Genomic DNA, 25197 nt, shown 5'->3' on the forward strand with positions numbered 1-25197 from the left:
CCCTGCTGCGTCAGCGACGGCGCAGGCTGTCCAGCAGCTTGTGCGTCGGATACCCGTCCGCCGGCCAGCCCAGCGTCTGCTGGGCATTGCGAATGGCCTTGCGGGTGTTGGCGCCGATGATGCCATCGGCATTGCCAGCCTCATGCCCGTTGGCATTGAGCAGCTTCTGCAACTCGATACGCTCGCTACGGCTCAGGGGCAGGTCTTGCTTGGGCCAGTTGCCGGCGATGAAGCCCCAGCCCGAGAAGCGATCGCCCAACAGGCTGACCGCCAGGGCATAGGACGAGGAATTGTTGTACCTGAGGATCGCGCGGAAGTTGTCCAGCACCAGGAACGCCGGGCCTCGGGCACCGGCGGGCAGCAGCAGGGCAGCGGAGAGCTGGTCGCTGCCGGCGGGCAGGCGGGTGCCCAAGGGCAGTTTCACGCCCAGTTGCAGCCATTCGCTGACACTCTTGCGCTGGGCGCCATCGGCCAGCCAATAATCGAAGCCCGCAGGTACCTGGACCTCGAAGCCCCAAGGCTGGCCACGCTTCCAGCCGGAGCTTTGCAGGTAGTGCGCGGTCGAGGCCAGGGCGTCGGCGGTGCTGTTCCAGATGTCGCGGCGACCATCGCCGTCGAAGTCCACCGCATGGGTGGTGTAGGTGGTCGGGATGAACTGGGTCTGGCCCATGGCGCCAGCCCATGAGCCGCGCATGGCCTCTGGCTGGATATCGCCGTTCTGCAGGATCTGCAGGGCGGCGATCAACTGGTCCTGGGCGAACTGTGGGCGGCGGCCTTCATAGGCCAGGGTGGCCAGGGAGCGGATCACCGACTTGTTGCCCTGGAACTGGCCGAAGTTGCTTTCCATGCCCCAGACCGCAACCAGTACCTGGCGGTCCACGCCATAGCGCTGCTCGATGCGCGACAGCAGGTCGGCGTGCTGCTCGAGCAGCCGCTTGCCGTTGCGCACGCGCAGTGGCGACAGCGCGCCCTCCAGGTATTCCCAGACCGGCCGGGTGAATTCCGGCTGGCTGCGGTCGGCCTTGACCACGTCCATGTCTGGCGTGACGCCGAGGAAGGCGCGATCGAAGGTGCTGGCGCGGATACCGGCCTGCAGGGCTTGCTGGCGGAAGCCGGCCTGCCATTGTGCGAAGGTCTGCAGGGGTTGGATTTCGGTGCTGAGGTCAGGCGTGGTGCCGGGCAGGCTCACGGCGGGAGCGGGCTGGGCAGGCGCCAGCGGCAGGGCGTCGGCGGCGGTGGGTTTTTCCGCGCAGGCGACAAGCAGGATGAAGCTGGAGACCGCGATCAGCTGGCGATGGGGCCAGCGAAGGGAAAGACGGAGGGACATGCACAGATCCAGAATTGCAGTTCAGGTGCCGACCATACCATGCCTGGGCATTTCCTGCCTTCATGCGGCCAAAAAGCAAGAAGCCTCCCAATCTCTCGATTGGAAGGCTTCGCGGCGGTAGCTGCCCTTGCCCTTGTTCGGTCGTTCCTGGCGGCAGCGGAACAGTGGTTGGGCGACGATGGACTTGGCCTTGTTCGGGCCGTGTTTCTTCGGCTTCTTGCTCATGGTGGCATCCCGGTGGTGGACTTCGGGGGCACTCTAAGGCGATGTGGGGGCGGGGGCCAATTGATTGTGTTTATGGTCGGATAGCGGCCCACGACCCTGTGGGAGCGGGCTTGCCCGCGAATGGCTCACTCAGGCGGCAAGGTCAGCCGCTGCCCGGCCATCAGCAGCGACAACCGCGCCAGGCTAGTCCACGGCGAGCCCTCGGCCTGGCCCTTGATCTGCGCATCGATCCTTTGGGCATCCTGCAGCAATTGCGTCCAACGTTGCGCCGAGAGGCGTTGCAGGGCCTTGCTCACCAGCGGTCGGCGCTTGTCCCACACCGGTGGGCGGGCCTGGCTGAACGCCTTGTCCAGCGGTACGCCCTGGCTGAACTGTTGGGCCAGGCCCGCCAGTTGGCGCAACTCGCGGGCCAGGGCCCAGAGGATGACCGGCGGCTCGACGCCTTCGCCGCGCAAACCTTCGAGCATGCGCAGGGCATGGGCCGCTTCGCCGTTGAGGATGGCATCGACCAGCCCGAAGACATCGAAGCGAGCGCTGTCGGCGACAGCGGCCTGGACGGTTTCCACGGTGATCTGGTTGCCTTCGGCCAGCAGCTTGAGCTTCTCGATCTCCTGGGCGGCAGCCAGCAGGTTGCCTTCGACCCGTGCGGCGATCAGGTCGACCGCGTCACGCTGGGCAGACAAGCCGGCCTGCGCCAGGCGCTGGTTGATCCACTGGGGTAGCTGCTGGGCGTCCACCGGCCAGATCTGGATGAACTGGCAATGCTCGCCCTCGATCAGCGCCTTGCCCCACTTGGTCTTCTGCGCACTGCCATCGAGCTTGGGCAGGCTGACCAGCAGCAGGGTGTCCTCGGCGGGGTTGGCGCAGTACTCCATCAGCGCGGCGGCACCCTTGTCGCCGGGCTTGCCTGAGGGCAAACGCAGCTCCAGCAGGCGCCGCTGGGCGAACAGCGACAGGCTGGCTCCGGCCTGGAGCAGGCTGCCCCAGTCGAAGTTGGCATCGGCACTGAAGACCTGGCGCTCGTCGAAACCCTGCTGGCGTGCAGCCGTGCGGATGGCATCGGCGGCCTCCTGGCAGAGCAGCGGGTCATCGCCGCTGACCACGTAGACCGGGGCCAGGTTGCCTTGCAGGTGTTTGTTGAGCTGGGCGGGGGAGAGCTTCATGGGAATAGGCGAGGCACCCGCAGGTGCCTCGTGCAGGCTCAGTTGCCCGGTACTTCCAGGGGCGACTGCTGCGGCGTCTCGTCCTGCAGGCGACGCGCCGCCTCCAGGGCCTCGGCTTCGGCCTTGGCACGCTCGTCGGCGTCACGCTGCAGCTCGTCCAGTTGGGCCGGCGTCAGCATTTGCAGGCGAACCACCATGCCCTGGACCAGGTCGCGGCGCATTTCTTCACGTGCCTGGGCGCCTTCCTGGTCGGAGCCGGTGATGTTGTCGCCGTCGTGTACGTAGATCTTGCGGGCTTCCAGCTTGTCGCTGAGCAGCTGGGTGTCGTTCAGGCCCAGGATGCTGTAGCTGAGCACGGTGGTGAGTTCGTATTCGGCCGAACGGCTGCCGCCGCTGTAGGTGGCGGCACGCTGGGTTTCCCGTTCGTCGGTCAGCACCAGGCGGTAGGGGGCGCCGGCGTGCACGTTGACGCCGCTGCGCTGCAGTACCTGGCGCAACTGGGTCACGGTGTCGCCGTAGGCGTTGCGGGCGCTGACGTCCAGCTCCTTGATGGCCAGTTCGGTGGTGCCGGTGCCGCGCAGCTGGAAACCACAGGCGCTGAGCACGATGGCCAGGCCCATTACCAGCAGATTGCGTTTGATCATGTTGTAGCTCCCTCGTGGGCCTGTTCCGCCCGCCCACGGCACGCGTGGGCGGGCGTTGCCATCAATTGGCGACGATGTTGACCAGTTTGCCCGGTACCACGATGACCTTGCGGATGGTCAGGCCATCGGTGAAACGCAGGACGTTCTCGTTGTTGCGAGCGGCCGCCTCGATCTCCTCGCGGCTGGCCGAGGCGGGCATTTCCACCTGGCCACGCAGCTTGCCATTGACCTGCACCACCAGGGTGATGCTGTCCTGCACCAGGGCGCTTTCGTCGACGGCCGGCCATGGCGCGTCGATCACCGCCTGGTCGTGACCCAGGTGCTGCCACAGCGCATGGCTGATGTGCGGGGTGATCGGGGCCAGCAGCAGGGTCACGGCCTCCAGGCCTTCCTGCAGCAGCGCACGGTCCTGAGCGGTGGCCTGCGGGGCCTTCTCCAGCACGTTCATCACGGTCATCACCTGGGCGATGGCGGTGTTGAACTTGTGGAACTGGCCCACGTCGGTGCTGGCCTGCTTGATCGCGGTGTGGATGGCACGGCGGATCGTCTTCTGGGCGTCGTCCAGCGCGGCGACATCCAGCGTGCCCGGCAGGCCCTGGGCCACATGGGCCTGGGCCAGGCGCCAGACACGACGCAGGAAGCGGCTGGCGCCCTCGACACCGGAGTCGGACCATTCCAGGCTCATGTCGGGCGGCGAGGCGAACATCATGAACAGGCGGCAGGTGTCGGCGCCATAGGCGTCGATCATCGCTTGCGGGTCGACGCCGTTGTTCTTCGACTTGGACATCTTCTCGGTGCCGCCGATCTCCACCGGCAGGCCGTCGGTCTTCAGGCGGGCGCCGGTGACCTTGGCCTTGGCGTCGCGCTCGACCTCGACATCGGCCGGGTTGAACCAGTCCTTGCCGCCGTTGCTGGCGGTGCGGTAGTAGGTCTCGGCGACCACCATGCCCTGGGTCAGCAGGTTCTTGAACGGTTCGTTGGAGGTGACCAGGCCTTCGTCGCGCATCAGCTTGTGGAAGAAGCGCGCGTACAGCAGGTGCAGGATGGCGTGCTCGATGCCGCCGATGTACTGGTCCACCGGCAGCCAGTGGTTGGCGGCCTTCGGATCGACCATGCCGCCCTCGTAGTTCGGCGAGGCGTAGCGGGCAAAGTACCAGGACGACTCGACGAAGGTGTCCATGGTGTCGGTTTCACGCTTGGCCGCGGCGCCACATTTCGGGCAACTGCATGCGTAGAACTCGGGCATGCGCGCCAGCGGCGAGCCGGCGCCGTCCGGCACCACGTCTTCGGGCAGCACCACCGGCAACTGGTCTTCCGGCACCGGTACGTCGCCACAGGACGGGCAGTGGATGATCGGGATCGGGCAGCCCCAGTAGCGCTGGCGGCTGATGCCCCAGTCGCGCAGGCGGAACTGGGTACGCGACTGGCCCAGCGCCTTGCGGATCAGTGCAGCCTCGATGGCGTCGAAGGCGCCCTGGAAGTCCAGGCCATCGAACTCGCCGGAGTTGATCAACTGGCCATGTTCGGCATAGGCGGCCTGCCATTGGCTACCGACCTCGTCGCCGGCGCTGGTACGCACCACGGCCTTGATCGGCAGGTGGTACTTGTGGGCGAATTCGAAGTCGCGCTCGTCGTGGGCCGGCACGGCCATCACGGCGCCGTCACCGTAGTGCATCAGCACGTAGTTGGCGACCCACACCGGCAGTTTTTCGCCGGTCAGCGGGTGCTCGACGAACAGGGAAGTGGGCATGCCCTTCTTCTCCTGGGTGGCCATGTCGGCCTCGGCGACGCTGCCGCTCTTGCATTCGTCGATGAACGCCTGCAGCGCCGCATCGCCCTGGGCGGCCTGGGTGGCCAGGGGGTGCTCGGCGGCTACGGCGACGTAGGTCGCGCCCATCAGGGTGTCCGGACGGGTGGTGAAGACCTTGAGGGCGCCGGCGTGGCCGATGCTCGCCTGGTCATAGGGGAACTGCACTTCCATGCCACGCGACTTGCCGATCCAGTTGCGCTGCATGGTCTTGACCTGCTCCGGCCAGCCCGGCAGCTCGTCGAGGCTTTCCAGCAGCTCGTCGGCGTAGTCGGTGATGCGGAAGTAGTACATCGGGATCTCGCGCTTCTCGATCAGCGCGCCCGAACGCCAGCCACGGCCGTCGATGACCTGCTCGTTGGCCAGTACGGTCTGGTCGACCGGGTCCCAGTTGACGGTACCGTTCTTGCGGTAGATGACGCCTTTCTCGAACAGCCGGGTGAACAGCCATTGCTCCCAGCGGTAGTAATCCGGCTTGCAGGTGGTGACTTCGCGCGACCAGTCGATCGCCAGGCCCAGGCTCTTGAGCTGGGACTTCATGTAGTCGATGTTCTCGTAGGTCCACTTGGCCGGGGCGACGTTGTTCTTCATCGCGGCGTTTTCCGCCGGCATGCCGAAGGCGTCCCAGCCCATCGGCTGCAGGACGTTCTTGCCCAGCATGCGCTGGTAGCGGGCGATCACGTCGCCGATGGTGTAGTTGCGCACGTGGCCCATGTGTAGCTTGCCGCTCGGGTACGGGAACATCGACAGGCAGTAGTAGGTATCCTTGCCTGGCTGTTCGGTGACAGCGAACGATTGTTGCTCGTCCCAGAACGTCTGGGCGGCGGCTTCTATATCACGGGGCGTGTATTGTTCGTGCATGGCTACTTTGTGCTGAGAGAGAAGAGACCTTGTTTCCAGGCAGCGGAACCTCGCTGCGTCCGGCACTCCGGTGTCGATAGAGTGAACGCCGTAGCATACATGAGCGCCGCGCGTCCTGGGAAACCCTGATTGCGAATGTCCACTGGTCGCAGCGCTCGGCTGCTTTTCGCAGCGACGCTAAGCTCATCTGTGGGGGGAGATATTCTTATCTTCAATGAGGTGAACGGATGGGAGAGTCGCAGCTACCCGCAATCAAACCGGAGCTTTACGAACGCCTGATCGACCGTCTGGGCCTGGCGCTGGAAGTTGCCAGGACGTCGGTACGATTGCGCGACGAGATGCCAGCCGAACTGGAATTGCGTGGCCTGAGCCACGCCGAGTTCGAAGTGATCAAGGCCTACCTGGACACCCTCCCGGAGAGCCGTTTCGCCAGCGCCGGTGCCTACCAGCAACCGGAGCCTTCCTCGGCGAAGATCGTCTGGCTCAAGGACAAGAAACGCCCCGCCACCACGGCGAGATCCCGGACGCTGCGACATCGCTAGCCGTTCAGGATTCCAGGCGCAGGCCATCGTGCGCCGGTTCTATCAATCTCTGTCTTGTCGGCGCCGGCGCGCACTTGTTGCCCGGCGTCGATCCTCTTAGGCTGCACGCCTTCCAAGGAGGTGTGCCCGATGCCGATTCGCTTTTTCATCAAACAATGGCTGCTGCCGCCTGGCCTGCTGTTCCTGTCGCTGCTGCTCGCCTGGTGGCTGCGCAAGCGCTATCCGGGCCTGGCTGCGGTCGGTTTCGTGGTCGGGCTGGGCGGCCTGTGGCTGATGAGCCTGCCGCAGGTGGTGGAGCAGCTCGCGCGGCAGCTGGAAACCGAACCGCCCCTGGCGCAGGCCGACTGGACGACGCTGGCGGACAGGGCCGATGCCATCGTGGTGCTCGGTGCTGGGCGCGAACGCGGGGACCCTGCCTGGGGCGGCGAGGACCAGCCATCGGCGCTGGCCCTGGAACGCATGCGCTATGCCGCGGCCTTGACCAAGGCCTCGGGCCTGCCGGTGCTGATCAGCGGCGGGTTGCACTACGGCACGCCGCCGAGCGAGGCGCAGTTGATGACTGATCGCCTGCGCGAGGATTTCGCGGTGCAGGTGAGGTGGAAGGAGGAGGCCAGCCGCACCACCTGGGAGAACGCCCAGCTCAGCGCCGAGCTCCTGCTGCCCAAGGGCGTCCGGCGGGTCGTGGTGGTCACCCATGCCTGGCACATGCAGCGGGCGCGCTGGTGCTTCGAGCAAGCCGGCTTCGAGGTGGTGCCGGCGCCGATGGGGTTCCTGGGCAGGGATACTGGGCAGCCGTTCGGCGGATGGCTGCCGGAGAGCCGGGCGCTGTGGCAGAGCGGGCAGTTGCTCAATGAAGTGGCGGGGTTGATCGGGTATCGGCTCTTTTATCGAGACGGTCGGAGCTGACGGAGGCCCCTGGGGGAGTGGGGCTTTTCCCATGCCGTGCGATTAAGCGGCATTGGGGCGGCCTTGCAGCCCATCGCCGGCAAGCCGGCGATGGTTTTGCTACACGGTCTTGGCGATACGGCTGGCCAGCAATGCCCAGCCCAGCAGCAGGGCACAGACGATCGCCAGCGGCCAGGAGCGCCATTGCAGGTACGGGGTGAGCTGCTGCATCGGCACCACCTCGCCGTACAGGATCGCCTGCTGGAACTGCGGGACCTGCGCGGTGATCCTGCCGAACGGGTCGATCAGTGCGGTGACGCCGTTGTTGGTGGCGCGGATCATCCAGCGGCCGGCCTCCAAGGCACGCATCTGGGCCATCTGCAGGTGCTGCAGGGGGCCGATCGACTTGCCGAACCAGGTGTCGTTGCTGATGGTCAGCAGCAGGTCGCTGCGGGCCGCCAGGCTTGCCGCGAACTCGGGATAGACCACCTCGTAGCAGATGTAGGGTGCGATCTGGTAGCCCTTGGCATGCAACAGCGACTGGTTCGCAGGGCCACGGGCGAAGTCCGACATGGGCAGGTCGAAGAACTCGATCAGCCCACGCAGCATGTCCTGCAGGGGCACGTATTCGCCGAAGGGCACCAGCTTCTGCTTGAGGTAGGTGCCGTCGCCTTCGCCGGCCACGGTGATGCCGTTGTAGTAGCGACGTTGCTGGTCTACCACTTCACGCACCGGCACGCCGGTGATCAGCGCCGAATGTCGCTCGGCGGCGAAGCCACCCATCATGCCGATATAGCCCTGGGCCTGGTCCTTGAGCACCGGCACCGCGGTTTCTGGCCAGACCAGCAGGTCGACCGGCTTGGAGCTGAAGCTCATGTCGCGGTACAGGGCCAGTTGCGCATTGATGTGCGCCGGGTCCCACTTCAGGTCCTGCTCGACGTTGCCCTGCACGGCGGCGACCGTCAGCGGCTCGCCCGCAGGCTTGGTCCAGGCGTGGCCCTTGAGTGCCAGGCCGAGGATCCATGGGGCGACCAGCAGCACGCCGCCCACCGCCAGGAACGAAGGGCGGGCCCGCAGGCGATGCAGGTTGCACAGCAGTGCGGCGCTCAGCGCCAGGACGAAGGAAATCAGCCAGACACCGCCGAGCGGCGCCAGGCCCGCCAGCGGGCCGTCGAGCTGGCTGTAGCCGGCGTAGAGCCAGGGGAAACCGGTGAGGAACCAGCCGCGGAACGCCTCCTGCAACAGCCACAGGGCAGCGAAGCACAGGGCATCGGCCAGGGGCGCTTCGTTACGCCTCAGCCAGCGTGCCCACAGCCAGGCAGGCAGCGCGAAGAACCAGGCCAGGGCCGCGAAGAACGCCAGCAGCAGCAGCGTCGCCAGCAATGGCGAGGCGCCCCCGTAGGTGTTCATGCTGACGTAGATCCACCAGGTACCGGCGCCGTAGAGGCCGAAGCCGAAGCACCAGCCGCGCCACATGGCCTGGCGTGGGCTGAGCTCGCGCAGGCCGGCGTAGAACAGGACGATGGACAGCAGGGCCAGCGGCCAGATATCGAACGGCGACAGGGCCAGCAGGGTGGAAGCGCCGGCCGCCATGGCCAGCAGGTTACCGGGCCAGCCGGGGCGGGTGATCCAGCGCATGGTGTTCCTTAACGGGTGATCGGAGTCAAACGCAGCAAGTGTATCCGCCGGCTGTCGGCGTTGAGAATACGGAACTTGTACGAACCGATCTCGGTGGTCTCGTTGCGCTTGGGCAGGTGGCCGAAGGCGCTCATCACCAGGCCGCCGACCGTGTCGAACTCGTCGTCGGAGAACTCGCTGTCGAAGAACTCGTTGAAGTTCTCGATCGGGGTCAGGGCCTTGACCAGGAAATCACCGCTGGGCAGTGGCTTGATGTAGCTGTCTTCCTCGACGTCGTGCTCGTCCTCGATGTCGCCGACGATCTGCTCCAGCACGTCCTCGATGGTCACCAGGCCCGCCACGCCGCCGTATTCGTCGATGACCACGGCCATGTGGTTGTGGTTGGCGCGAAACTCGCGCAGCAGCACGTTCAGGCGCTTGGACTCGGGCACGAAGGTGGCCGGGCGGAGCAGGTCCTTGATGTTGAAGCTGTCGCCGTTCTCCTTGAGGATCAGCGGCAACAGGTCCTTGGCCAGGAGGATCCCGAGCACATCGTCGTGGCTCTCGCCGATCACCGGGTAGCGCGAGTGCGCGGCGTCGATCACCGCCGGCAGGAATTCGCGTGGCGATTGGCTGGCCTTGATGCTGATCATTTGCGAGCGCGGCACCATGATGTCGCGCACCTGCAGGTCGGCGACCTGGATGGCGCCTTCGACGATGGTCAGCGCCTCGCTGTCGAGCAGCTTGTTCTGATGGGCTTCGCGCAGCAGCTCGAGGAGCTCCTGGCGGTTCTTCGGCTCATGGGCAAAAGCCTGGGTCAGTTTACCCAGCCAGGACTTCTGCCCGTTGCTCGATCGGTCTTCGCTCATGGCGGTTACTCGTGATCCTTGCAGATATCGGTAGGAGTGACTTCGTCATCGGCGTACGGGTCCGGGTGACCCAGTTCCGCCAGCAATGTTCGTTCCAGCGCTTCCATTTCCTCGGCCTCGTCGTCCTCGATGTGGTCGTAGCCGAGCAGGTGCAGGCAACCGTGGATGACCAGGTGCGCCCAGTGCGCCTCGAGGGCCTTGCCCTGTTCGGCAGCCTCGCGTTCGACCACCGGTACGCAGATGACCAGGTCACCCAGCAGGGGAATGTCGAGCAGCTCGTCGGGGACGTCGGCGGGGAACGACAGCACGTTGGTCGCGTAGTCCTTGTGCCGGTAGGTGTGGTTCAGCTCGCGGCCCTCGGCCTCGTCGACCAGGCGGATGGTCATTTCCGAGTCGGCACTGCGCTGGCGCAGCGCCAGCTCGCACCAGCGACGGAAAGCGGCGTCATCGGGGGCAGCGGCGTCCGTGGCCCGTTGCAGGTCGAGTTCAAGCATCGCTGGCGGGTGCCTCGGGCTTGGCCTGGCGGGCGTCGAAGCGGTCGTAGGCCTCGACGATGCGTTGCACCAGCGGGTGACGGACCACGTCCTTGGGCTGGAAGTGGGTGAAGCTGATGCCCGGTACGTCCTTGAGCACCTCGATCACATGGGCCAGGCCCGACTTGGTGCCGCGCGGCAGGTCGACCTGGGTGATGTCGCCGGTGATCACCGCGGTCGAGCCGAAGCCGATGCGGGTGAGGAACATCTTCATCTGCTCGAGCGTGGTGTTCTGGCTCTCGTCGAGGATGATGAAGCTGTTGTTCAGGGTGCGGCCGCGCATGTAGGCCAGCGGGGCGATCTCGATCACCTGGCGCTCGATCAGCTTGGCCACGTGCTCGAAGCCGAGCATCTCGTAGAGCGCGTCGTAGAGCGGACGCAGGTACGGGTCGATCTTCTGGGCCAGGTCGCCGGGCAGGAAGCCCAGCTTCTCGCCGGCCTCGACCGCCGGGCGCACCAGCAGGATACGCCGTACCTGCTCGCGCTCCAGGGCATCGACGGCGCAGGCCACGGCCAGGTAGGTCTTGCCGGTACCGGCCGGGCCGATGCCGAAGTTGATGTCGTTGGCCAGGATTTCCTTGACGTAGCGTTGCTGGTTGACGCCGCGCGGGCGGATGTTGCCCTTGCGCGTGCGCAGCGACACGCTGACTTCGTTGACGGCCGGGTTGTCGATGTTTTCCACGGTCGATTCCTGCAGGTACAGGTGGACCGTTTCCGGCGACAGCTCGCTGCCTTTGGTCTCGCGGTAGAGACGGCGCAGCAGTTGTTCCGCGGCAGAGGTGGTCTTGGGGTCGCCGATCAGTTCGAATTGGTTGCCGCGGTTGCGGATCTCGATGGCCAGGCGTTGTTCGATCAGGCGCAGGTGCTCGTCGAACTGGCCGCACAGGTTGGCGAAACGGTGGGCCTCGAAGGGTTCGAGGATGAAGCGATGGGGTTGTATGGGTGCGTTCAAGGTCGTTTTTAGCCGCTCGACGGCAATGGGTGTGAACTCAAGAATAACCCTTGAATGCCAGTGGCGAAAGCACTGAAACGATCAAGGGTCGTTGCTGGGGGCATGGCCCGGGGGCGCTTCGTGGCCCATCGCCAGCAAGCCGGCTTACCATTGAGACCGAGCCGCTCTCGAGATCGGCGCAGAACCCTGTGGGAGCCGGCTTGTCGGCGATGGGCTGCAAAGCAACCCCCCAGGCGCGAATCAATGAATCAGCGCCCCGATCAGCGAGTGCGGGCGGGCTTCCTCGATGCGCACGTCCACCAGTTGGCCGATCAGCAGGGGATTATCGCTGCGGAAGTTGACGATTCGGTTGTTCTCGGTGCGCCCCTGCAACTGCCCCGGGTCGCGCTTGGAGAAGTCAGTGACCAGGATGCGCTGGACACTGCCCACCATGCGCCGGCTGATCTCGAAGCCCTGCTGGTCGATGCGGTGCTGCAGCAACTGCAGGCGCTGCTTCTTCAGCTCTTCCGGCGTGTCGTCCGGCAGGTCGGCGGCCGGTGTGCCTGGGCGCGGGCTGTAGACGAAGGAGTAGGAGAAGTCGAAACCGACCTCGGCGACCAGCTTCATGGTCTGCTCGAAGTCCTTTTCGGTCTCGCCGGGGAAGCCGACGATGAAGTCGGAGCTGATGCAGATGTCCGGTACCGCGGCCTTGAGCTTGCGCAGCTTGGACTTGTACTCGAGGATCGTGTGGTTGCGCTTCATGGCTGCCAGCACCCGATCGGAGCCGGCCTGCACCGGCAGGTGCAGGTGCTTGACCAACTGCGGCACTTCGGCGTGCGCCTGGATCAGGCTGTCGGAGAATTCCAGCGGGTGCGAGGTGGTGTAGCGGATCCGCTCGATGCCATCGACCGCCGCCACCGTGCGGATCAGCTCGGCGAGGTCGGCCAGGCGGCCGTCGTGGGTCTGGCCGCGGTAGCCGTTGACGTTCTGCCCCAGCAGGGTGATCTCGCGCACGCCGTTCTCGGCCAGGTGGATGACTTCGGCCAGTACGTCGTCGAACGGCCGGCTGACCTCGGTGCCACGGGTGTAGGGCACCACGCAGAAGGTGCAGTACTTGCTGCAGCCTTCCATGACCGAGACGAAGGCGGTCGGGCCGTCGATGCGCGGCTCGGGCAGGTGGTCGAACTTCTCGATCTCCGGGAACGACACGTCGACCTGCGGCTGGCGGGTGCTGCGCGCGGCGTCGATCATTTCCGGCAAGCGGTGCAGGGTCTGCGGGCCGAAGACCACGTCGACATAGGGCGCGCGCTTGCGGATCGCCTCGCCCTCCTGGCTGGCCACGCAACCGCCGACGGCGATGACCATCTCCGGGTTGCGGTCCTTCAGCTCGCGCCAGCGGCCCAGCTTGGAATACACCCGGTCCTGGGCGCGCTCGCGGATCGAGCAGGTGTTGAGCAGGATGACATCGGCATCCTCGGCGTGCTCGGTGACCTCAAGGGCCTGGTGTTCGCCCAGCAGGTCGACCATGCGCGAGCTGTCGTACTCGTTCATCTGGCAACCGTGGGTTTCTATGTAGAGCTTCCGGGTCATGGCGAATCATCTGCTGCTGGTGCTGTGGACCGCGCATTATAAAGGTGGATCCCTGCACTTCCTAGGGTCGGCGGTCTGCTATGATGCGGCCCTTTTTATCCAACCATGTCAATCCGTCGATCATGAGCAAACGCGAACCTGCTATCTACAAAGTGATCTTCCTGAATCAGGGCCAGGTGTTCGAGATGTACGCCAAGCAGATCTACCAGAGCGACCTGTGGGGTTTTCTCGAGATCGAGGAGTTCGTCTTCGGCGAACGCACCCAAGTGGTGGTCGACCCCAGCGAGGAAAAGCTCAAGGCCCAGTTCGAGGGCGTGATCCGCAGCTTCGTGCCGATGCATTCGATCGTGCGCATCGACGAGGTGGAGCGCCTGGGTACGGCGAAAATCAGCGAGGCCAAGGGCGGCGGCAACGTGATGCCGTTCCCCATGCCGATGCCGGAGAAGTGAGGCGGCCCCTCAGGGCAGGGGGGAGAAGGGCGTGCGGCCTTCGGCGTTCTGCAGTTCGAGCAGGTAGCGACGGAAGATCTGGCCGAGTACCTGGGTGGCGTGCTCCAGTTCGTCGCGGGGCATCTGCTCGGTGACTTCGTCGGCCAGGTCCAGGGCCTCCTCGTCGCCATTGACCGCCGCCATCTTCAGCAGGATATAGGCCTGGACATTGTTGGCGGGGACCCCTTCGCCACGGAAGAACATGGCGCCCAGGCGGTACTGGGCCTGGGCATGGCCTTGCAGCGAGGCTTTCTCGAACCAGTTGAGCGCCTTGTTCAGGTCCCGGGGCGCCTGGGTGCTGTAGTAGAACTCGCCCAGTTCGTATTGCGCCTGGGCATCCCCCGTCTCCGCCGTCTGCTCGCAGGCCTTCAGGGCGTTCTCCAGGTCCTCTGGCTGGGTATTGAGGGTGCAGCGCCCCGTTGCTGGAATGAGCAACGAGTTGCCGCCCTCCGCCAGGGCCAGCAGGGGTTGGAGAAGCAGCAGGCAGCCCAGGGTCAGGGCGCGGCCGGTGCGGTTCATGGGGATCGACTTACCTCTGCAAAGCTGCGGCCAATGTCTCTGGTGGCACATTATGGGATAAGCAGCGCCAACCTTACAAAGTTTTACTCGATTTTCTACACAGGGTGCGTCGCTGTGGCGCAAACCTCGACAGTGTGACGGTGTTCACATTGTCTGTAGGAGCGGGCAATCCGCTCCTACAGATGCTCATACACCTTATTTCAAGGCAGCGAAGGCGCGCTCGGCGGCGTCCAGGGTGATCTTCAGCTCGGCCTCGCCGTGGGCGATGGAGGTGAAGCCGGCCTCGAACGCGCTCGGGGCCAGGTACACGCCACCGTCGAGCATCAGGTGGAAGAAGCGCTTGAAGCGTTCCACGTCGCTGGCCATCACATCGTCGAAGGTGACGATGTCGTCGGCACCGCTGAAGTACAGGCCGAACATGGCGCCGGCCTGGGTGGTGACGAACGGGATACCGGCAGCATCGGCACGTTGCTGCAGGCCGTCGAGCATGCGGCTAGTGAAGGCGCTCAGCTCATCGTGGAAGCCCGGGCGGCTGATCAGCTTGAGGGTGGTCAGGCCAGCGGCCATGGCCAGCGGGTTGCCCGACAGTGTGCCGGCCTGGTAGACCGGGCCGAGCGGGGCGATGCATTCCATGATTTCGCGCTTGCCACCGAAGCAGCCGACCGGCATGCCGCCACCGACGATCTTGCCGAAGGTCGACAGGTCTGGCTTGATGCCGTAATGGCCCTGGGCACCGCCGAGGGATACGCGAAAGCCAGTCATCACTTCGTCGAAGATCAGCACCACGCCGTGCTTGTCGCACTGCTCGCGCAGGCCTTCGAGGAAGCCTGGGGCCGGTGGTACGCAGTTCATGTTGCCAGCCACCGGCTCGACGATGATGCAGGCGACGGTCTGGCCGACCTCGGCGAGGGTCTTCTCGACCGCGGTGATGTCGTTGAACGGCAGGGTCAGGGTGTGCTTGGCGAAGTCAGCCGGCACGCCGGCCGAGCTCGGTACGCCCTGGGTAAGCAGGCCAGAGCCGGCCTTGACCAGCAGGCTGTCGGAGTGGCCGTGGTAGCAGCCTTCGAACTTGATGATCGCGTCGCGGCCGGTGTAGCCGCGAGCCAGGCGGATGGCGCTCATGGTCGCCTCGGTGCCGGAGCTGACCATGCGCACCATCTCCATGGACGGCACGATCGAGCAGACCAGGTCGGCCATCTCGGTTTCCATGGCGGTCGGTGCGCCGTACGACAGGCCGTGCTCCAGTTGCTTGCGCACCGAGTCCAGCACGTCCGGGTGGCTGTGGCCGAGGATCATCGGGCCCCAGGAGCCGACGTAGTCGACGTAGCGCTTGTCGTCTTCGTCGATGACGTAGGCACCCTCGGCGTGCTTGAAGAACAACGGCGTGCCGCCGACGCTGCGGAAGGCGCGGACCGGCGAGTTCACGCCGCCTGGGATGTGCTTCTGGGCTTGGGCGAACAGGGATTCGGAACGGGACATGGGGTTTTCTCTCGAATCAGGAAGCGAACAGGGCGTTGAAGGCGCGGGCGCGGCGGGTGACTTCCTGCGCGCTGTCGGCACCGAACAGGCCATGGATCACCGCCAGCAGGTCGGCACCTTGGGCGACCAGCGGGGCGGCATTGTCGAGGGTGATGCCGCCGATCACGGCGATCGGCAGCTTAACGCGGGCGCGGGCCTGGCCCAGCAGATCGAGGCTGGCGGCCGGTGCGCCGGGCTTGGTCACGGAATTGAAGAAGCGGCCGAAGGCCACGTAGCTGGCGCCCTCGGCGGCGGCCTGCTCGGCCAGCTCGAGCTGGGCGTGGCAGGTGGAGCCGATGATCGCGTGGTGCCCGAGCAGCGCACGGGCTGGGGTCAGCGGGCCGTCGGTCTGGCCCAGGTGCACGCCGACGCCCAGGCGTGCGGCCAGTTCGGCGTCGTCATTGATGATCAGGGCGGTGCCGTAGCGCTCGCAGAGCTTCAGCAGCGCCTCAGCCTCGCGCAGGCGGCGCGCCGCATCGTCGCTCTTGTCGCGGTACTGCAACAGGCATACGCCGCCTTCCAGGGCGGCCTCGACATGGGACAGGAAGCGACCGGCGAGCAACTGGCTGTCGGTGATCGCGTACAAACCGCGTAACTTCATCTGAAAGCCTCGCATGCAGGGATCAGGAGCAGAAGTCCAGGGGCAGCCGGCGCGGCACGAACTGGCCCTTGCCCAGCTGCTCGGCGTCGCGCAGGGTGCGCCAGGTGTAGTCCAGGGCGCTGCGCACGGCGCTTTGCAACTGCTCGCCGAGCGCCAGGCGGCCGGCCAGGGCGCTGGCCAGGGTGCAGCCCGAGCCGTGGTAGCTGCCCGGCAGGCGCTGGCAGGTCCAGGTGTCGCGCCGGCCGTCACGGGTATAGAGGCGATTGTGGATTTCCTCTTCTTCGCCGTGACCGCCGGTAATCAACAGATGCCTGCAGAACGGCAGAAGTTTCTCCGCACATTCGTCGGCCGTGCCTTCGGGCAGCTCGGCGAGGATGCGCGCCTCCGGCAGGTTCGGTGTGGCGATGGTGGCCAGCGGCAGCAGACGTTCACGCAGGGTATAGCCGACCTCGTCCTTGCCCAGGCGGCCACCGCCGCCGGCACGCAGGACCGGATCGCAGACCAACGGCAGGTGCGGGTGGGCAGCCAGCAGCTCGGCGACGGTATCGACCATCTCGGTCGAGCCGAGCATGCCGAGCTTGACCGCTGCCACGTTGGAGTCGGCCAGCACGGCATTGGCCTGGGCCAGCACCCACTCGCGGTCGAGCACGCGGAAGTCGGAAACATTGACGGTATCCTGGACGGTCAGGGCGGTCACCGCGGGTGCGGCGTGACAGCCTTGGGCGATCAGGGCTTCGATATCTGCCTGCAGGCCGGCACCGCCACTGGGGTCGTGGCCGGAGAGACAGAGGACAACGGGGCGGGAGCTGTAGGTATTCATGGTCGGCGAGCTTACCACCAAACCTGTTTGGGCGGATTGCCTGGCGAGTGGGGTCGGCTGATCGATCGGTCCGCTTTCGTCTTTGTGTGCCTCTGTAAGCATTGATTTAGACGGCTTCTTCTAAATTTTCAGATGGCTGCTGGCCATGTCGAAAAGCTATGCTAGAGTGCTCGGATAACTCGATGAACGGGCTTTGTCGGAACTCGTCGTCTCAAAGGGATGGGAGGCCACCGCGACGCGACCGGACACGCCATGCTGGGGCTGTATGCGCTATTTGCTGATTGTGCTTCTGGGCTGCTTGCCTGTGTTCGCCGGGGCGGTCGATTTCGACAATGCCACCCGGCACCTTCCATTGGGCAAGGCCATGCAGGTCTACGAAGACCGCGACGCCAGCGCCAGCATCGCCCAGGTCAGCTCGCCAGCCTTCGCCAGCCGCTTCCGCCTGCACCATGAGGAGGTGCTCAACGCCGGGTATTCGACCTCGGTGTTCTGGTTGAAGATCGACCTGCGCAACGTCGCGCCGCCCACTGCCGCGCCGCGCCAGTGGCTGCTCGAGCTGGCCTATCCGCCGCTGGATCACGTGGAGCTGTACCTGCCGGACGGCCAAGGTGGCTACCACTTGGCGCAGCGCACCGGCGACGCCTTGCCCTACGCCAGCCGGCAGATCCGCCAGAACAACTACCTGTTCGAGCTGCCCTTGCCCCCAGGCCAGGCGACCACCGCCTACCTGCGCCTGCAAAGCCAGGGATCGATCCAGGCTCCAGTGGCACTCTGGTCGGCCGAGGCCTACCTGGAGGACCAGCCCGCCCGCCTGTACGTGCTGGGCATGATCTACGGCGTGCTGCTGGTGATGCTGGTGTACAACCTGTTCATCTATGTCAGCGTGCGCGATGTCAGTTACCTCTACTACATCCTCTACATCGCCTCGTTCGGGCTTTACCAGGTCTCGGTCAATGGTGCCGGCGTCGCCTACTTCTGGCCGGACAGCCCCTGGTGGGCCAATGCCGCGACGCCGCTGTTCATCGGTGCCGCTGGCCTGTTCGGCTGCCAGTTCGCCCGGCATTTCCTGCAGATGGGCACGCTCAGCCGCGGCTTCGATCGCCTGCTGCAGGGGCTGATGGCCGGTGGCGCGCTGGTCATGCTGCTGGCGGTGAGCATGCGCTACGGCATCGCCCTGCGCATGGCCACGGTGCTGGCCCTGCTGTTCACCATCAGCATCTTCAGTGCCGGGCTCTACGCATGGTGGCGTGGTCTGCGGGTGGCGCGCTGGTTCATCATCGCCTGGACCGCGTTCCTGCTGGGCGGCCTGGTCAACACCCTGATGGTGCTCGGCTACCTGCCGAATGTGTTCCTGACCATGTATGCCAGCCAGATCGGCTCCGCGCTGGAGGTGGCGCTGTTGTCGCTGGCCCTGGCCGACCGTATCAACAGCCTGCGCGAGGAGCAGGCCCAGACCCTGCGTGACACCGGCCGTGCCCTGGAGCAGCTCAACCAGCAGCTGGCCCGCAGCAACCAGCTCAAGGACGAATTCCTCGCCACCGTGACCCACGAGCTGCGCACGCCGATGAATGGCGTGATCGGCTCGCTGGAGCTGATGCACACCCTGCCGATGAGTGCCGAGCAGGCTCAGTACCATCGTACGGCCAGCGGTTCGGCCCAGGACATGATGGCCATGGTCGACGACATCCTCATCCTCACCGAGCTGCAGGCTGGCCGCCTGCGTGCCCAGGCGGCGCCGTTCAGCCTGCGCCGGCAGCTTCAGGAGCTGCGTGCGGGCTTCGCCGGGCGGGCCCTGGGCAAAGGGCTGTACCTGAGCCTGGATATTCCGGCCGACCTGCCGGACGAACTGATCGGGGATGCGCAGAAGCTGCTGCGCTGCCTGGCCTGCCTGGTGGACAACGGCCTGAAGTTCACCCACCAGGGCGGTGTCACGGTCCAGGTCCGTGGTCGGCGCCTGGGGCCGGACAGCCTGGCCCTGACCTTCACCGTCAGTGACAGCGGCATCGGCTTCGACGACCTGGACCAGGCGACCCTCTACCAGCGTTTCTTCCAGGTCGATGGTTCCATGAGCCGCCGTTACGGGGGGCTGGGCATCGGGCTGTCGATCTGCCGGCAACTGGGGGAACTGATCGGCGCCCGGCTGTCCCATGAGTCGACCCCCGGCCTGGGCAGCCGTTTCGACCTGACCCTGACCCTTGCCGTGGCCCAGGTACAGTTGCCGCCCAGCCGGGCTGCGTCGGGGATGAAGCGTTTCTAGCGTCCTATCGCCCTCGGCCGGCAAATGACCCCCAGTTAGTCATTTATGTCACTTTGACTGGCCGGGCAGGGATGCTTCACTGGGGTTTCCAGGCATGACCGGATCCAGGAGCCCACGATGAACCTGCACCAGTTCGCTGAAACCCACGAAGTCACCAACCAGCCGCCTGCCCTCGATGGCGCCAACCTGTACCGCCTCGACCAGCCGCTGCAGGAGTGGTCACGGCGCTTCGGGGCCGGCTGGGCCGAGTCGCGGATCGACGCTTACGGTGCCCTGGCCGGCGGCCCCTTGATGGCGGCGGGCTTCCTGGCCAATGCGCACAAGCCTGAGTTCAGCAGCCATGACCGCTATGGCCACCGTATCGACCTGGTGGAGTTCCACCCGGCCTACCATGAACTGATGCGCACGGCGGTCGAGCACGGCCTGCCGTCGTTGCCCTGGGCCGAGCCGCGACCAGGCGCACACGTGGCACGGGCTTCGATGACCTACCTGCACAGCCAGGCCGAGGCCGGCACCGGCTGCCCGCTGACCATGACCTTCGCTGCGGTGCCGGCCCTGCGGCTGCAACCGGAGCTGGCCGAGTACTGGCTGCCCAAGGTGCTGGCCCGCGAATACGACCCGCGCAATGTCGGCGACCGACACAAGGCCGGCGTGACCCTCGGCATGGCCATGACCGAGAAGCAAGGCGGCACCGATGTGCGTGCCAACACCACCCGCGCCTATCCGGTCGGCACCCCAGGGCCCGGCCAGGCCTATGAACTGGTCGGTCACAAGTGGTTCTGCTCGGCGCCGATGTGCGACGCCTTCCTCACCCTGGCCCAGACCGACAAGGGCCTGAGCTGCTTCCTGCTGCCACGCCATCGCCCCGACGACAGCCGCAACCAGTTCTACATCCAGCGCCTGAAGAACAAGCTCGGCAACTGCTCCAATGCGTCCAGCGAGGTGGAGTTCCGCGGTGCCTTGGCCTGGATGGTCGGCGAGGAAGGGCGGGGCGTGCCGACCATCATCGAGATGGTGGCCATGACCCGCTTCGACTGCATGGTCGGCTCCAGCGCCCTGATGCGCCAGGCCCTGACCCAGGCCGCGCACCATTGCGCCCACCGCAAGGTCGGCGGCCGTGTGCTGGCCGAGCAGCCGCTGATGCAGAACGTGATCGCCGACCTGGCCCTGGAAAGCGAGGCGGCGCTGGCCTTGAGCCTGCGCATGGGCCAGGCCCTGGACCAGCTGGACGATCCGCAGCAGGCGCACTTCGCCCGCCTGGTGACGGCCGTGGGCAAGTACTGGATCTGCAAGCGTGCCCCGGGGATGATCAACGAGGCCGCCGAATGCCTGGGCGGTGCCGGTTACGTCGAGGAGAGCATCCTGCCGCGGTTGTATCGCGAGGCGCCGGTGAACTCCACCTGGGAAGGCTCGGGCAACGTGCAATGCCTGGACGTGCTGCGCGCCTTGTCCAAGGAGCCTGGCGTGCTCGACGCCTTGTTCGCCGAGCTTGGCGACGGCCATGGCGACCCGCGCCTGGCGGCGCATATCGGCAACCTCAAGGGCGCCTTCGCCGACACCGGTGATATCCAATACCGCGCCCGCCAGCTGACCGAGGACATTGCCCTGGCCCTGCAGGCCAAGCTGTTGCTGGAGGCGGGCAACGCGGTGGTCAGCGATGCCTTCATCGGTAGCCGTCTGGCGGGGGGCGGCAGGGTCTATGGCGCGCTGCCGCGAGGTGTCGACGTCGAGGCGCTGGTGGCCCGGGCGACGCCTGCCTGGCCGCTCTGAGACGCCCCGTCGCGGGCAGGCTGGCTCCCCCGCGAAGAGGGCAACGCCGCTCCATGGGGATGTATTTGCCTTCGAACGCAGGCAAGATGGAGCCATGCATGCCCAGAAGACAGGAAGCCCAGCGTGAGCCAAGCGTTTGTAGTCGTTGATACCCCTGAACAGGCCGTCGACCGTCTGGCGGCCTTGCATGAACAGGCTACCGGGGCCCTCAGCCAGGCCCTCAAGCGCTACCTGAAGGACCGCACCGAGCCGGACGACGACCAGCGCGCGCTGTTTCGCTACCCGGCCCTGCGCCTGACCTACTACAGCCAGGGCGAGGTCGCCGCCACCACCCGGGCCTATGCCAAGGTCCAGGTGGCCGGCACCTACAGCGTCACCATCACCCAGCCGGCGGCCTTCCGTGGCTATCTGCTGGAGCAACTGCGGCCGCTGATGCACGACTACACCGTGACCCTCGAAGTCGGTGTCAGCGAGCAGAACATCCCTTACCCCTACGTGGTCGACCAGGGCGACGAGCTGGCCGGCAGCGGCATCACCGCCGCGGAGCTGGCGCGGGTCTTCCCCAGCACCGACCTGTCGGCGGCCACCGACAACATCGCCGATGGCCTGTACGACTGGGGCAGCGCCGAAACCCTGCCGCTGGCGCTGTTCGACGCCGCCCGCGTAGACTTCTCCCTGCGTCGCCTGGTGCACTACACCGGCAGCGACTGGCGCCATGTGCAGCCCTGGATCCTGCTGACCAACTACCACCGCTACGTCGACCAGTTCATCGGCCATGGCCTGGAGCAACTGCGCGACGATCCGCGCTTTGTGCGCATGGTGCTGCCGGGCAACGTGGTGATCGAGAAGGGCATGGACGATGGCGAGACCCAGGCCCTGGTGGCCAGCGTGGTCTGGCACCGCTACCAGATGCCGGCCTACCACCTGATCGCCGCGGATGGCGATGGGGTTACCCTGGTCAACATCGGGGTCGGCCCGTCCAACGCCAAGAACATCACCGACCACTTGGCCGTGCTGCGCCCGCACTGCTGGCTGATGATCGGCCACTGCGGCGGCCTGCGCCAGTCGCAGACCATCGGCGACTACGTGCTGGCCCACGCCTACATGCGCCGTGATGGCATCCTCGACCGGGTGGTGCCGCCGAACATCCCCATCCCGGCGCTGGCCGAAGTGCAGCTGGCGCTGCAGGAGGCGGCGGCGCAGGTCACCGGCGAACGTGGCGAGCAATTGAAGAAGCGCCTGCGCACCGGCACCGTGCTGACCTACGATGACCGCAACTGGGAACTGCGCTGGGCCCAGGAGCGGCCGCTGATCAACCTGTCCCGTGCCGTGGCGGTGGACATGGAAAGCGGCACCATCGCTGCCCAGGGTTATCGCCTGCGTGTGCCGTATGGCACCTTGCTGTGCGTCTCGGACAAGCCGTTGCACAGCGAGATCAAGCTGCCCGGTTCGGCCAATGCCTTCTACAACCGCGCCGTCAGCCAGCACCTGAAGATTGGCATCGCCGCCCTCGACCTGCTGCGTACCGAGCTCAATTCGCTGCACTCGCGTAAACTGCGCAGCTTCGACGAGCCGCCGTTCCGCTGAGGATCCATGTCCCTGCCACCCCGTTCCAAGCCACGCCGCCCCCCGGTGCGGCCTGCCGGTCCAAGGCGCCAACCCAAGGCGCCACCGGCCGAGCCCCGCCTGATCCTGTTCAACAAGCCGTTCGACGTGCTGACCCAGTTCAGCGACGGCGAAGGGCGCGCCACGCTCAAGGACTACATCGATATCCCGGGTGTCTACCCGGCCGGGCGCCTGGATCGCGACAGCGAAGGCCTGTTGCTGCTGACCAATGACGGCCGCCTGCAGGCGAGCATCGCCGACCCGAAGCACAAACTGGCGAAAACCTACTGGGTACAGGTGGAAGGCGAGCCTAGCGAAGAGCAGCTACAGCGCCTGCGTGACGGTGTCGAACTCAATGACGGGCCGACCCTGCCAGCTGAGGCGCGTCGCCTGGACGAGCCTGACCTGTGGCCGCGCAACCCGCCGGTGCGGTTTCGCAAGAGCGTGCCGACCCATTGGCTGGAACTGGTGATCCGTGAGGGGCGTAACCGCCAGGTGCGGCGCATGACGGCGGCGGTAGGGTTGCCCACCTTGCGCCTGGTGCGGGTGCGGATTGGCGACTGGACGATCGAGGGGCTGGAGCAGGGCTGCTGGCGCGAAGTCTCGCCGAAGGTTTGAGACGGAGGTAAGCCCCAAAGCACCGCTTGATGTGCATCGGCGCAAAGCCGCTAGACCCCTTCCAGGAACCCCACCACCACGCTCTTGATGATGAAGGCGAGCACGCCCAGGCCCAGGACGAAGAACAGGATCAGGGTGCCGAAACGGCCCGCCTTGGACTTCTTCGCCAGGTCCCAGACGATGAAGCCCATGAAGCCGATCAACACGGTGACGAGGACGATCATCATCCATTCTTCGAATACTGCAGGATCCATCGGTGTTCTCCAGGCAGGCTGAGCGCCCGATCATACACCGGGCGCCGGGGCGGTCAACGCAGGTGGGTCAGGGGCAGCTCGGTGCTGGCCAGGACTTGGTTGAGGACGAAGCTCGAGCGCACGCTGGTGACGCCCTCGATGCGGGTCAGGCTGCCTAGCAGCAGTTTCTGGTAGTGGTCCATGTCCGGCACCACCACCTTGAGCTGGTAGTCGGCATCCATACCGGTGACCAGGCTGCACTCCAGAACCTGGGGCAGGCTGCGGATGGCCGCCTCGAAAGCCTCGAAGCGCTCGGGAGTGTGTCGGTCCATGCCGATCAGCACGTAGGCCGTGAGGCTCAGGCCGAGTTTCTTGCGATCCAGCAGCGCCACCTGGCGCGAGATGTAGCCGTCGTCTTCCAGTTGCTTGACCCGCCGCGAGCAAGGGGAGGGGGACAGGCCGATGCGTTCGGCCAGTTCCTGGTTGGAGATACGCGCATCGCGCTGCAATTCGGCGAGGATGCTCAGGTCATAGCGGTCGAGCTTGCTCATGGAGGGGACCTTTTCTGTTCGGATTGCTGAGGATTATCGATCCAGGGTGAAAAATTGCGCAAGTGCTATTTATCAGAGCAATATTCGCAATCCTCTGCTGCGGTGCTTCCCGTATCTTTATCCACAGAATCACTGCCCGGACTTCAGTCCACGGCGACAGGCCCCAGGAGGGCCGTCGCGGCCAGGCCATCCAACAGGACCCGCCAGGCCCCCGGGCTACGCACCGTCCAGAAGACAGCGTGAGGTGAGCCGGCGCCACAAGTGCCGAGCACGGACGACAATTCCCAGAGGGAGGCCAATGGCCTCCCTTTTTTCATGGGCGCGAGCTTGGCGTCATAGGCTGCACGATTGCATCAAACTGGATCGGCATGCACCAACACATCCGCCCTCGGATAACGCTGGCGGATCGCTTGCGACGCCTGCTCGCACAGCTCATGGGCCTCATGCAGCGGCAACTCGCCAGGCAGCTCCAGGTGCAATTGGACGAACCAGTGGCTACCCGACACCCGCGTGCGCAAGTCGTGGGCGCCCCTGACCCCGGGGATGGCGCATGCCAGCTCGAGCATGCGCTCGCCGATGTCGGCCGGCAGCTCCTTGTCCATCAGGATCGCTGTGCTCTCTCGGGCGATCTGGGTGGCGCTCCAGAGGATGTAGAAGGCAATCCCCAGGCCGAACACGGCATCCAGCTGCGGCCAGCCGAAGCGAGCCAGCAGCAGGGCCAGCAGGATGCTGCCGTTGAGCAGCAGGTCGGAGCGGTAGTGCAGCGAGTCGGCGCGCACCGCTGTGGAACCGGTGGCGCGGATGACCTTGCGCTGGAAGGCCAGCAGGGCCAGGGTCAGGACCAGCGAGAGTAACATCACGCCGATGCCGGTGGCTGTGTCGCCCAACGGCTGCGGCGACTGCAGGCGCTCGACCGCCTGCACCCCGACCAGCACCGCGCTGACCCCGACGAACAGCGCCTGCGCCATGCCGGCCAGGGCCTCGGCCTTGCCATGGCCGAAGCGGTGGTCGTCGTCCGCCGGGCGCAAGGCATAGTGTACGGCGAGCAGGTTGAGGAAGGAGGCCACGGCGTCCAGCGCCGAGTCGGTCAGGCCCGCCAGCAGGCTGACCGAGCCGCTCAGCCACCAGGCCACTGCCTTGCTCAGCACCAGGATGCCGGCCACCGCGAGCGAAGCACGGGTGGCCAGGCGCAGCAGGTGTCGATGTTCGGCGGGTTGGGTCAT

At 65.9% G+C, this 25197-nt stretch carries 24 protein-coding genes; 7 read left to right on the top strand and 17 right to left on the bottom strand.

Translation table 11 applies throughout. From position 1 onward, the window contains the following. Positions 1-10 precede the first annotated feature (10 nt). From ABFA30_RS03185 to leuS, 5 genes are all read right to left on the bottom strand, one after another. Positions 11-1327, bottom strand: coding sequence for a lytic murein transglycosylase (locus ABFA30_RS03185; protein ID WP_410045144.1), 1317 nt, complete (start codon positions 1325-1327; stop codon positions 11-13). Positions 1328-1387: 60 nt separating this feature from the next. Then, entirely contained in the window at positions 1388-1552 is a 165-nt protein-coding gene (gene arfA, locus ABFA30_RS03190) for an alternative ribosome rescue factor ArfA (protein WP_196146209.1), read from the bottom strand. A gap of 125 nt (positions 1553-1677) precedes the next feature. Continuing rightward, positions 1678-2715, bottom strand: a complete 1038-nt coding sequence (holA, locus tag ABFA30_RS03195; protein WP_253091416.1) for a DNA polymerase III subunit delta — start codon at positions 2713-2715, stop codon at positions 1678-1680. A 38-nt stretch (positions 2716-2753) separates the two neighbouring features. Beyond that, the gene (lptE, locus tag ABFA30_RS03200; RefSeq protein WP_225788689.1) at positions 2754-3359 is read right to left on the bottom strand and encodes an LPS assembly lipoprotein LptE; all 606 of its coding nucleotides are present in this window, start codon (positions 3357-3359) and stop codon (positions 2754-2756) included. 61 nt (positions 3360-3420) lie between these two features. After that, on the bottom strand, positions 3421-6027 hold the full coding sequence (gene leuS, locus ABFA30_RS03205; RefSeq protein ID WP_253091417.1) for a leucine--tRNA ligase: 2607 nt from the start codon (positions 6025-6027) through the stop codon (positions 3421-3423). Positions 6028-6254: 227 nt separating this feature from the next. Here leuS and ABFA30_RS03210 point away from each other — a divergent pair, with 227 nt between their 5' ends. Together ABFA30_RS03210 and ABFA30_RS03215 are read left to right on the top strand one after the other, a co-directional pair. Beyond that, positions 6255-6569, top strand: coding sequence for a hypothetical protein (locus ABFA30_RS03210; RefSeq protein ID WP_225788687.1), 315 nt, complete (start codon positions 6255-6257; stop codon positions 6567-6569). A 129-nt stretch (positions 6570-6698) separates the two neighbouring features. Next, positions 6699-7475, top strand: a complete 777-nt coding sequence (locus ABFA30_RS03215; protein ID WP_225788686.1) for a YdcF family protein — start codon at positions 6699-6701, stop codon at positions 7473-7475. Between the two features lie 99 nt (positions 7476-7574). On the opposite strand, the gene lnt is transcribed toward ABFA30_RS03215, so the two are convergent. The 5 genes from lnt to miaB all read right to left on the bottom strand — a co-directional run bounded on the left by lnt (position 7575) and on the right by miaB (position 12994). Next, complete coding sequence (lnt, locus tag ABFA30_RS03220) at positions 7575-9092, bottom strand: apolipoprotein N-acyltransferase (protein ID WP_225788685.1); 1518 nt, start codon at positions 9090-9092, stop codon at positions 7575-7577. An 8-nt stretch (positions 9093-9100) separates the two neighbouring features. Then, the gene (locus ABFA30_RS03225; protein WP_225788684.1) at positions 9101-9940 is read right to left on the bottom strand and encodes an HlyC/CorC family transporter; all 840 of its coding nucleotides are present in this window, start codon (positions 9938-9940) and stop codon (positions 9101-9103) included. 5 nt (positions 9941-9945) lie between these two features. Continuing rightward, on the bottom strand, positions 9946-10434 hold the full coding sequence (ybeY, locus tag ABFA30_RS03230) for an rRNA maturation RNase YbeY (RefSeq protein ID WP_225788683.1): 489 nt from the start codon (positions 10432-10434) through the stop codon (positions 9946-9948). After that, positions 10427-11425, bottom strand: coding sequence for a PhoH family protein (locus ABFA30_RS03235; RefSeq protein ID WP_225788682.1), 999 nt, complete (start codon positions 11423-11425; stop codon positions 10427-10429). The genes ybeY and ABFA30_RS03235 overlap by 8 nt, the downstream gene beginning before the upstream one ends. A gap of 240 nt (positions 11426-11665) precedes the next feature. Next, positions 11666-12994, bottom strand: coding sequence for a tRNA (N6-isopentenyl adenosine(37)-C2)-methylthiotransferase MiaB (miaB, locus tag ABFA30_RS03240; RefSeq protein ID WP_253091418.1), 1329 nt, complete (start codon positions 12992-12994; stop codon positions 11666-11668). 122 nt (positions 12995-13116) lie between these two features. Here miaB and ABFA30_RS03245 point away from each other — a divergent pair, with 122 nt between their 5' ends. Continuing rightward, on the top strand, positions 13117-13443 hold the full coding sequence (locus ABFA30_RS03245) for a DUF1820 family protein (RefSeq protein WP_225788680.1): 327 nt from the start codon (positions 13117-13119) through the stop codon (positions 13441-13443). A 9-nt stretch (positions 13444-13452) separates the two neighbouring features. Here ABFA30_RS03245 and ABFA30_RS03250 read toward each other — a convergent pair whose 3' ends face one another. The 4 genes from ABFA30_RS03250 to ABFA30_RS03265 form a co-directional block, all read right to left on the bottom strand. Continuing rightward, positions 13453-14001: a tetratricopeptide repeat protein gene (locus ABFA30_RS03250; RefSeq protein ID WP_225788679.1), complete on the bottom strand. Its 549-nt coding sequence runs from the start codon at positions 13999-14001 to the stop codon at positions 13453-13455. Between the two features lie 195 nt (positions 14002-14196). Then, entirely contained in the window at positions 14197-15480 is a 1284-nt protein-coding gene (gene hemL / locus ABFA30_RS03255) for a glutamate-1-semialdehyde 2,1-aminomutase (RefSeq protein ID WP_225788678.1), read from the bottom strand. 16 nt (positions 15481-15496) lie between these two features. Continuing rightward, on the bottom strand, positions 15497-16120 hold the full coding sequence (gene thiE / locus ABFA30_RS03260; protein WP_225788677.1) for a thiamine phosphate synthase: 624 nt from the start codon (positions 16118-16120) through the stop codon (positions 15497-15499). Positions 16121-16142: 22 nt separating this feature from the next. Beyond that, positions 16143-16940: a hydroxymethylpyrimidine/phosphomethylpyrimidine kinase gene (locus ABFA30_RS03265; protein WP_410045145.1), complete on the bottom strand. Its 798-nt coding sequence runs from the start codon at positions 16938-16940 to the stop codon at positions 16143-16145. Between the two features lie 265 nt (positions 16941-17205). Here ABFA30_RS03265 and ABFA30_RS03270 point away from each other — a divergent pair, with 265 nt between their 5' ends. From ABFA30_RS03270 to ABFA30_RS03285, 4 genes are all read left to right on the top strand, one after another. Next, on the top strand, positions 17206-19197 hold the full coding sequence (locus ABFA30_RS03270; RefSeq protein WP_225788675.1) for a hybrid sensor histidine kinase/response regulator: 1992 nt from the start codon (positions 17206-17208) through the stop codon (positions 19195-19197). Between the two features lie 117 nt (positions 19198-19314). After that, the gene (locus ABFA30_RS03275; protein ID WP_225788674.1) at positions 19315-20967 is read left to right on the top strand and encodes an acyl-CoA dehydrogenase family protein; all 1653 of its coding nucleotides are present in this window, start codon (positions 19315-19317) and stop codon (positions 20965-20967) included. A 123-nt stretch (positions 20968-21090) separates the two neighbouring features. Then, entirely contained in the window at positions 21091-22554 is a 1464-nt protein-coding gene (gene amn, locus ABFA30_RS03280) for an AMP nucleosidase (protein WP_225788673.1), read from the top strand. 6 nt (positions 22555-22560) lie between these two features. Then, positions 22561-23190, top strand: coding sequence for a pseudouridine synthase (locus ABFA30_RS03285; RefSeq protein ID WP_410045146.1), 630 nt, complete (start codon positions 22561-22563; stop codon positions 23188-23190). Positions 23191-23240: 50 nt separating this feature from the next. Here the strand turns inward: ABFA30_RS03285 and ABFA30_RS03290 are convergent, their stop codons facing one another. The 3 genes from ABFA30_RS03290 to ABFA30_RS03300 all read right to left on the bottom strand — a co-directional run bounded on the left by ABFA30_RS03290 (position 23241) and on the right by ABFA30_RS03300 (position 25197). Further along, entirely contained in the window at positions 23241-23444 is a 204-nt protein-coding gene (locus ABFA30_RS03290; protein ID WP_023378567.1) for a DUF2788 domain-containing protein, read from the bottom strand. Between the two features lie 53 nt (positions 23445-23497). Continuing rightward, a complete protein-coding gene (locus ABFA30_RS03295; protein WP_194792105.1) occupies positions 23498-23974 on the bottom strand; it encodes an Lrp/AsnC family transcriptional regulator in 477 nt (158 codons plus the stop codon). A 353-nt stretch (positions 23975-24327) separates the two neighbouring features. Then, positions 24328-25197 carry a cation diffusion facilitator family transporter gene (locus ABFA30_RS03300; RefSeq protein WP_225788671.1) on the bottom strand — a complete coding sequence of 290 codons (870 nt, stop codon included), beginning with the start codon at positions 25195-25197 and terminating at the stop codon, positions 24328-24330.

Source organism: Pseudomonas sp. HLMP (assembly GCF_046365545.1).
Taxonomy (GTDB): Bacteria; Pseudomonadota; Gammaproteobacteria; order Pseudomonadales; family Pseudomonadaceae; genus Aquipseudomonas; species Aquipseudomonas guariconensis_B.

What these genes read in the sequence shown, in the direction of transcription:
- ABFA30_RS03225 (WP_225788684.1), bottom strand. Translation starts at nt 9,940, where the DNA reads ATGAGCGAAGACCGATCGAGCAACGGGCAGAAGTCCTGGCTGGGTAAA.
- ybeY (WP_225788683.1), bottom strand. Translation starts at nt 10,434, where the DNA reads ATGCTTGAACTCGACCTGCAACGGGCCACGGACGCCGCTGCCCCCGAT.
- ABFA30_RS03295 (WP_194792105.1), bottom strand. Translation starts at nt 23,974, where the DNA reads ATGAGCAAGCTCGACCGCTATGACCTGAGCATCCTCGCCGAATTGCAG.
- holA (WP_253091416.1), bottom strand. Translation starts at nt 2,715, where the DNA reads ATGAAGCTCTCCCCCGCCCAGCTCAACAAACACCTGCAAGGCAACCTG.
- ABFA30_RS03275 (WP_225788674.1), top strand. Translation starts at nt 19,315, where the DNA reads ATGAACCTGCACCAGTTCGCTGAAACCCACGAAGTCACCAACCAGCCG.
- leuS (WP_253091417.1), bottom strand. Translation starts at nt 6,027, where the DNA reads ATGCACGAACAATACACGCCCCGTGATATAGAAGCCGCCGCCCAGACG.
- ABFA30_RS03185 (WP_410045144.1), bottom strand. Translation starts at nt 1,327, where the DNA reads ATGTCCCTCCGTCTTTCCCTTCGCTGGCCCCATCGCCAGCTGATCGCG.
- ABFA30_RS03245 (WP_225788680.1), top strand. Translation starts at nt 13,117, where the DNA reads ATGAGCAAACGCGAACCTGCTATCTACAAAGTGATCTTCCTGAATCAG.
- ABFA30_RS03300 (WP_225788671.1), bottom strand. Translation starts at nt 25,197, where the DNA reads ATGACCCAACCCGCCGAACATCGACACCTGCTGCGCCTGGCCACCCGT.
- lptE (WP_225788689.1), bottom strand. Translation starts at nt 3,359, where the DNA reads ATGATCAAACGCAATCTGCTGGTAATGGGCCTGGCCATCGTGCTCAGC.
- ABFA30_RS03265 (WP_410045145.1), bottom strand. Translation starts at nt 16,940, where the DNA reads ATGAATACCTACAGCTCCCGCCCCGTTGTCCTCTGTCTCTCCGGCCAC.
- thiE (WP_225788677.1), bottom strand. Translation starts at nt 16,120, where the DNA reads ATGAAGTTACGCGGTTTGTACGCGATCACCGACAGCCAGTTGCTCGCC.
- miaB (WP_253091418.1), bottom strand. Translation starts at nt 12,994, where the DNA reads ATGACCCGGAAGCTCTACATAGAAACCCACGGTTGCCAGATGAACGAG.
- arfA (WP_196146209.1), bottom strand. Translation starts at nt 1,552, where the DNA reads ATGAGCAAGAAGCCGAAGAAACACGGCCCGAACAAGGCCAAGTCCATC.
- ABFA30_RS03270 (WP_225788675.1), top strand. Translation starts at nt 17,206, where the DNA reads ATGCGCTATTTGCTGATTGTGCTTCTGGGCTGCTTGCCTGTGTTCGCC.
- hemL (WP_225788678.1), bottom strand. Translation starts at nt 15,480, where the DNA reads ATGTCCCGTTCCGAATCCCTGTTCGCCCAAGCCCAGAAGCACATCCCA.
- lnt (WP_225788685.1), bottom strand. Translation starts at nt 9,092, where the DNA reads ATGCGCTGGATCACCCGCCCCGGCTGGCCCGGTAACCTGCTGGCCATG.
- ABFA30_RS03250 (WP_225788679.1), bottom strand. Translation starts at nt 14,001, where the DNA reads ATGAACCGCACCGGCCGCGCCCTGACCCTGGGCTGCCTGCTGCTTCTC.
- ABFA30_RS03210 (WP_225788687.1), top strand. Translation starts at nt 6,255, where the DNA reads ATGGGAGAGTCGCAGCTACCCGCAATCAAACCGGAGCTTTACGAACGC.
- ABFA30_RS03290 (WP_023378567.1), bottom strand. Translation starts at nt 23,444, where the DNA reads ATGGATCCTGCAGTATTCGAAGAATGGATGATGATCGTCCTCGTCACC.
- ABFA30_RS03285 (WP_410045146.1), top strand. Translation starts at nt 22,561, where the DNA reads ATGTCCCTGCCACCCCGTTCCAAGCCACGCCGCCCCCCGGTGCGGCCT.
- ABFA30_RS03215 (WP_225788686.1), top strand. Translation starts at nt 6,699, where the DNA reads ATGCCGATTCGCTTTTTCATCAAACAATGGCTGCTGCCGCCTGGCCTG.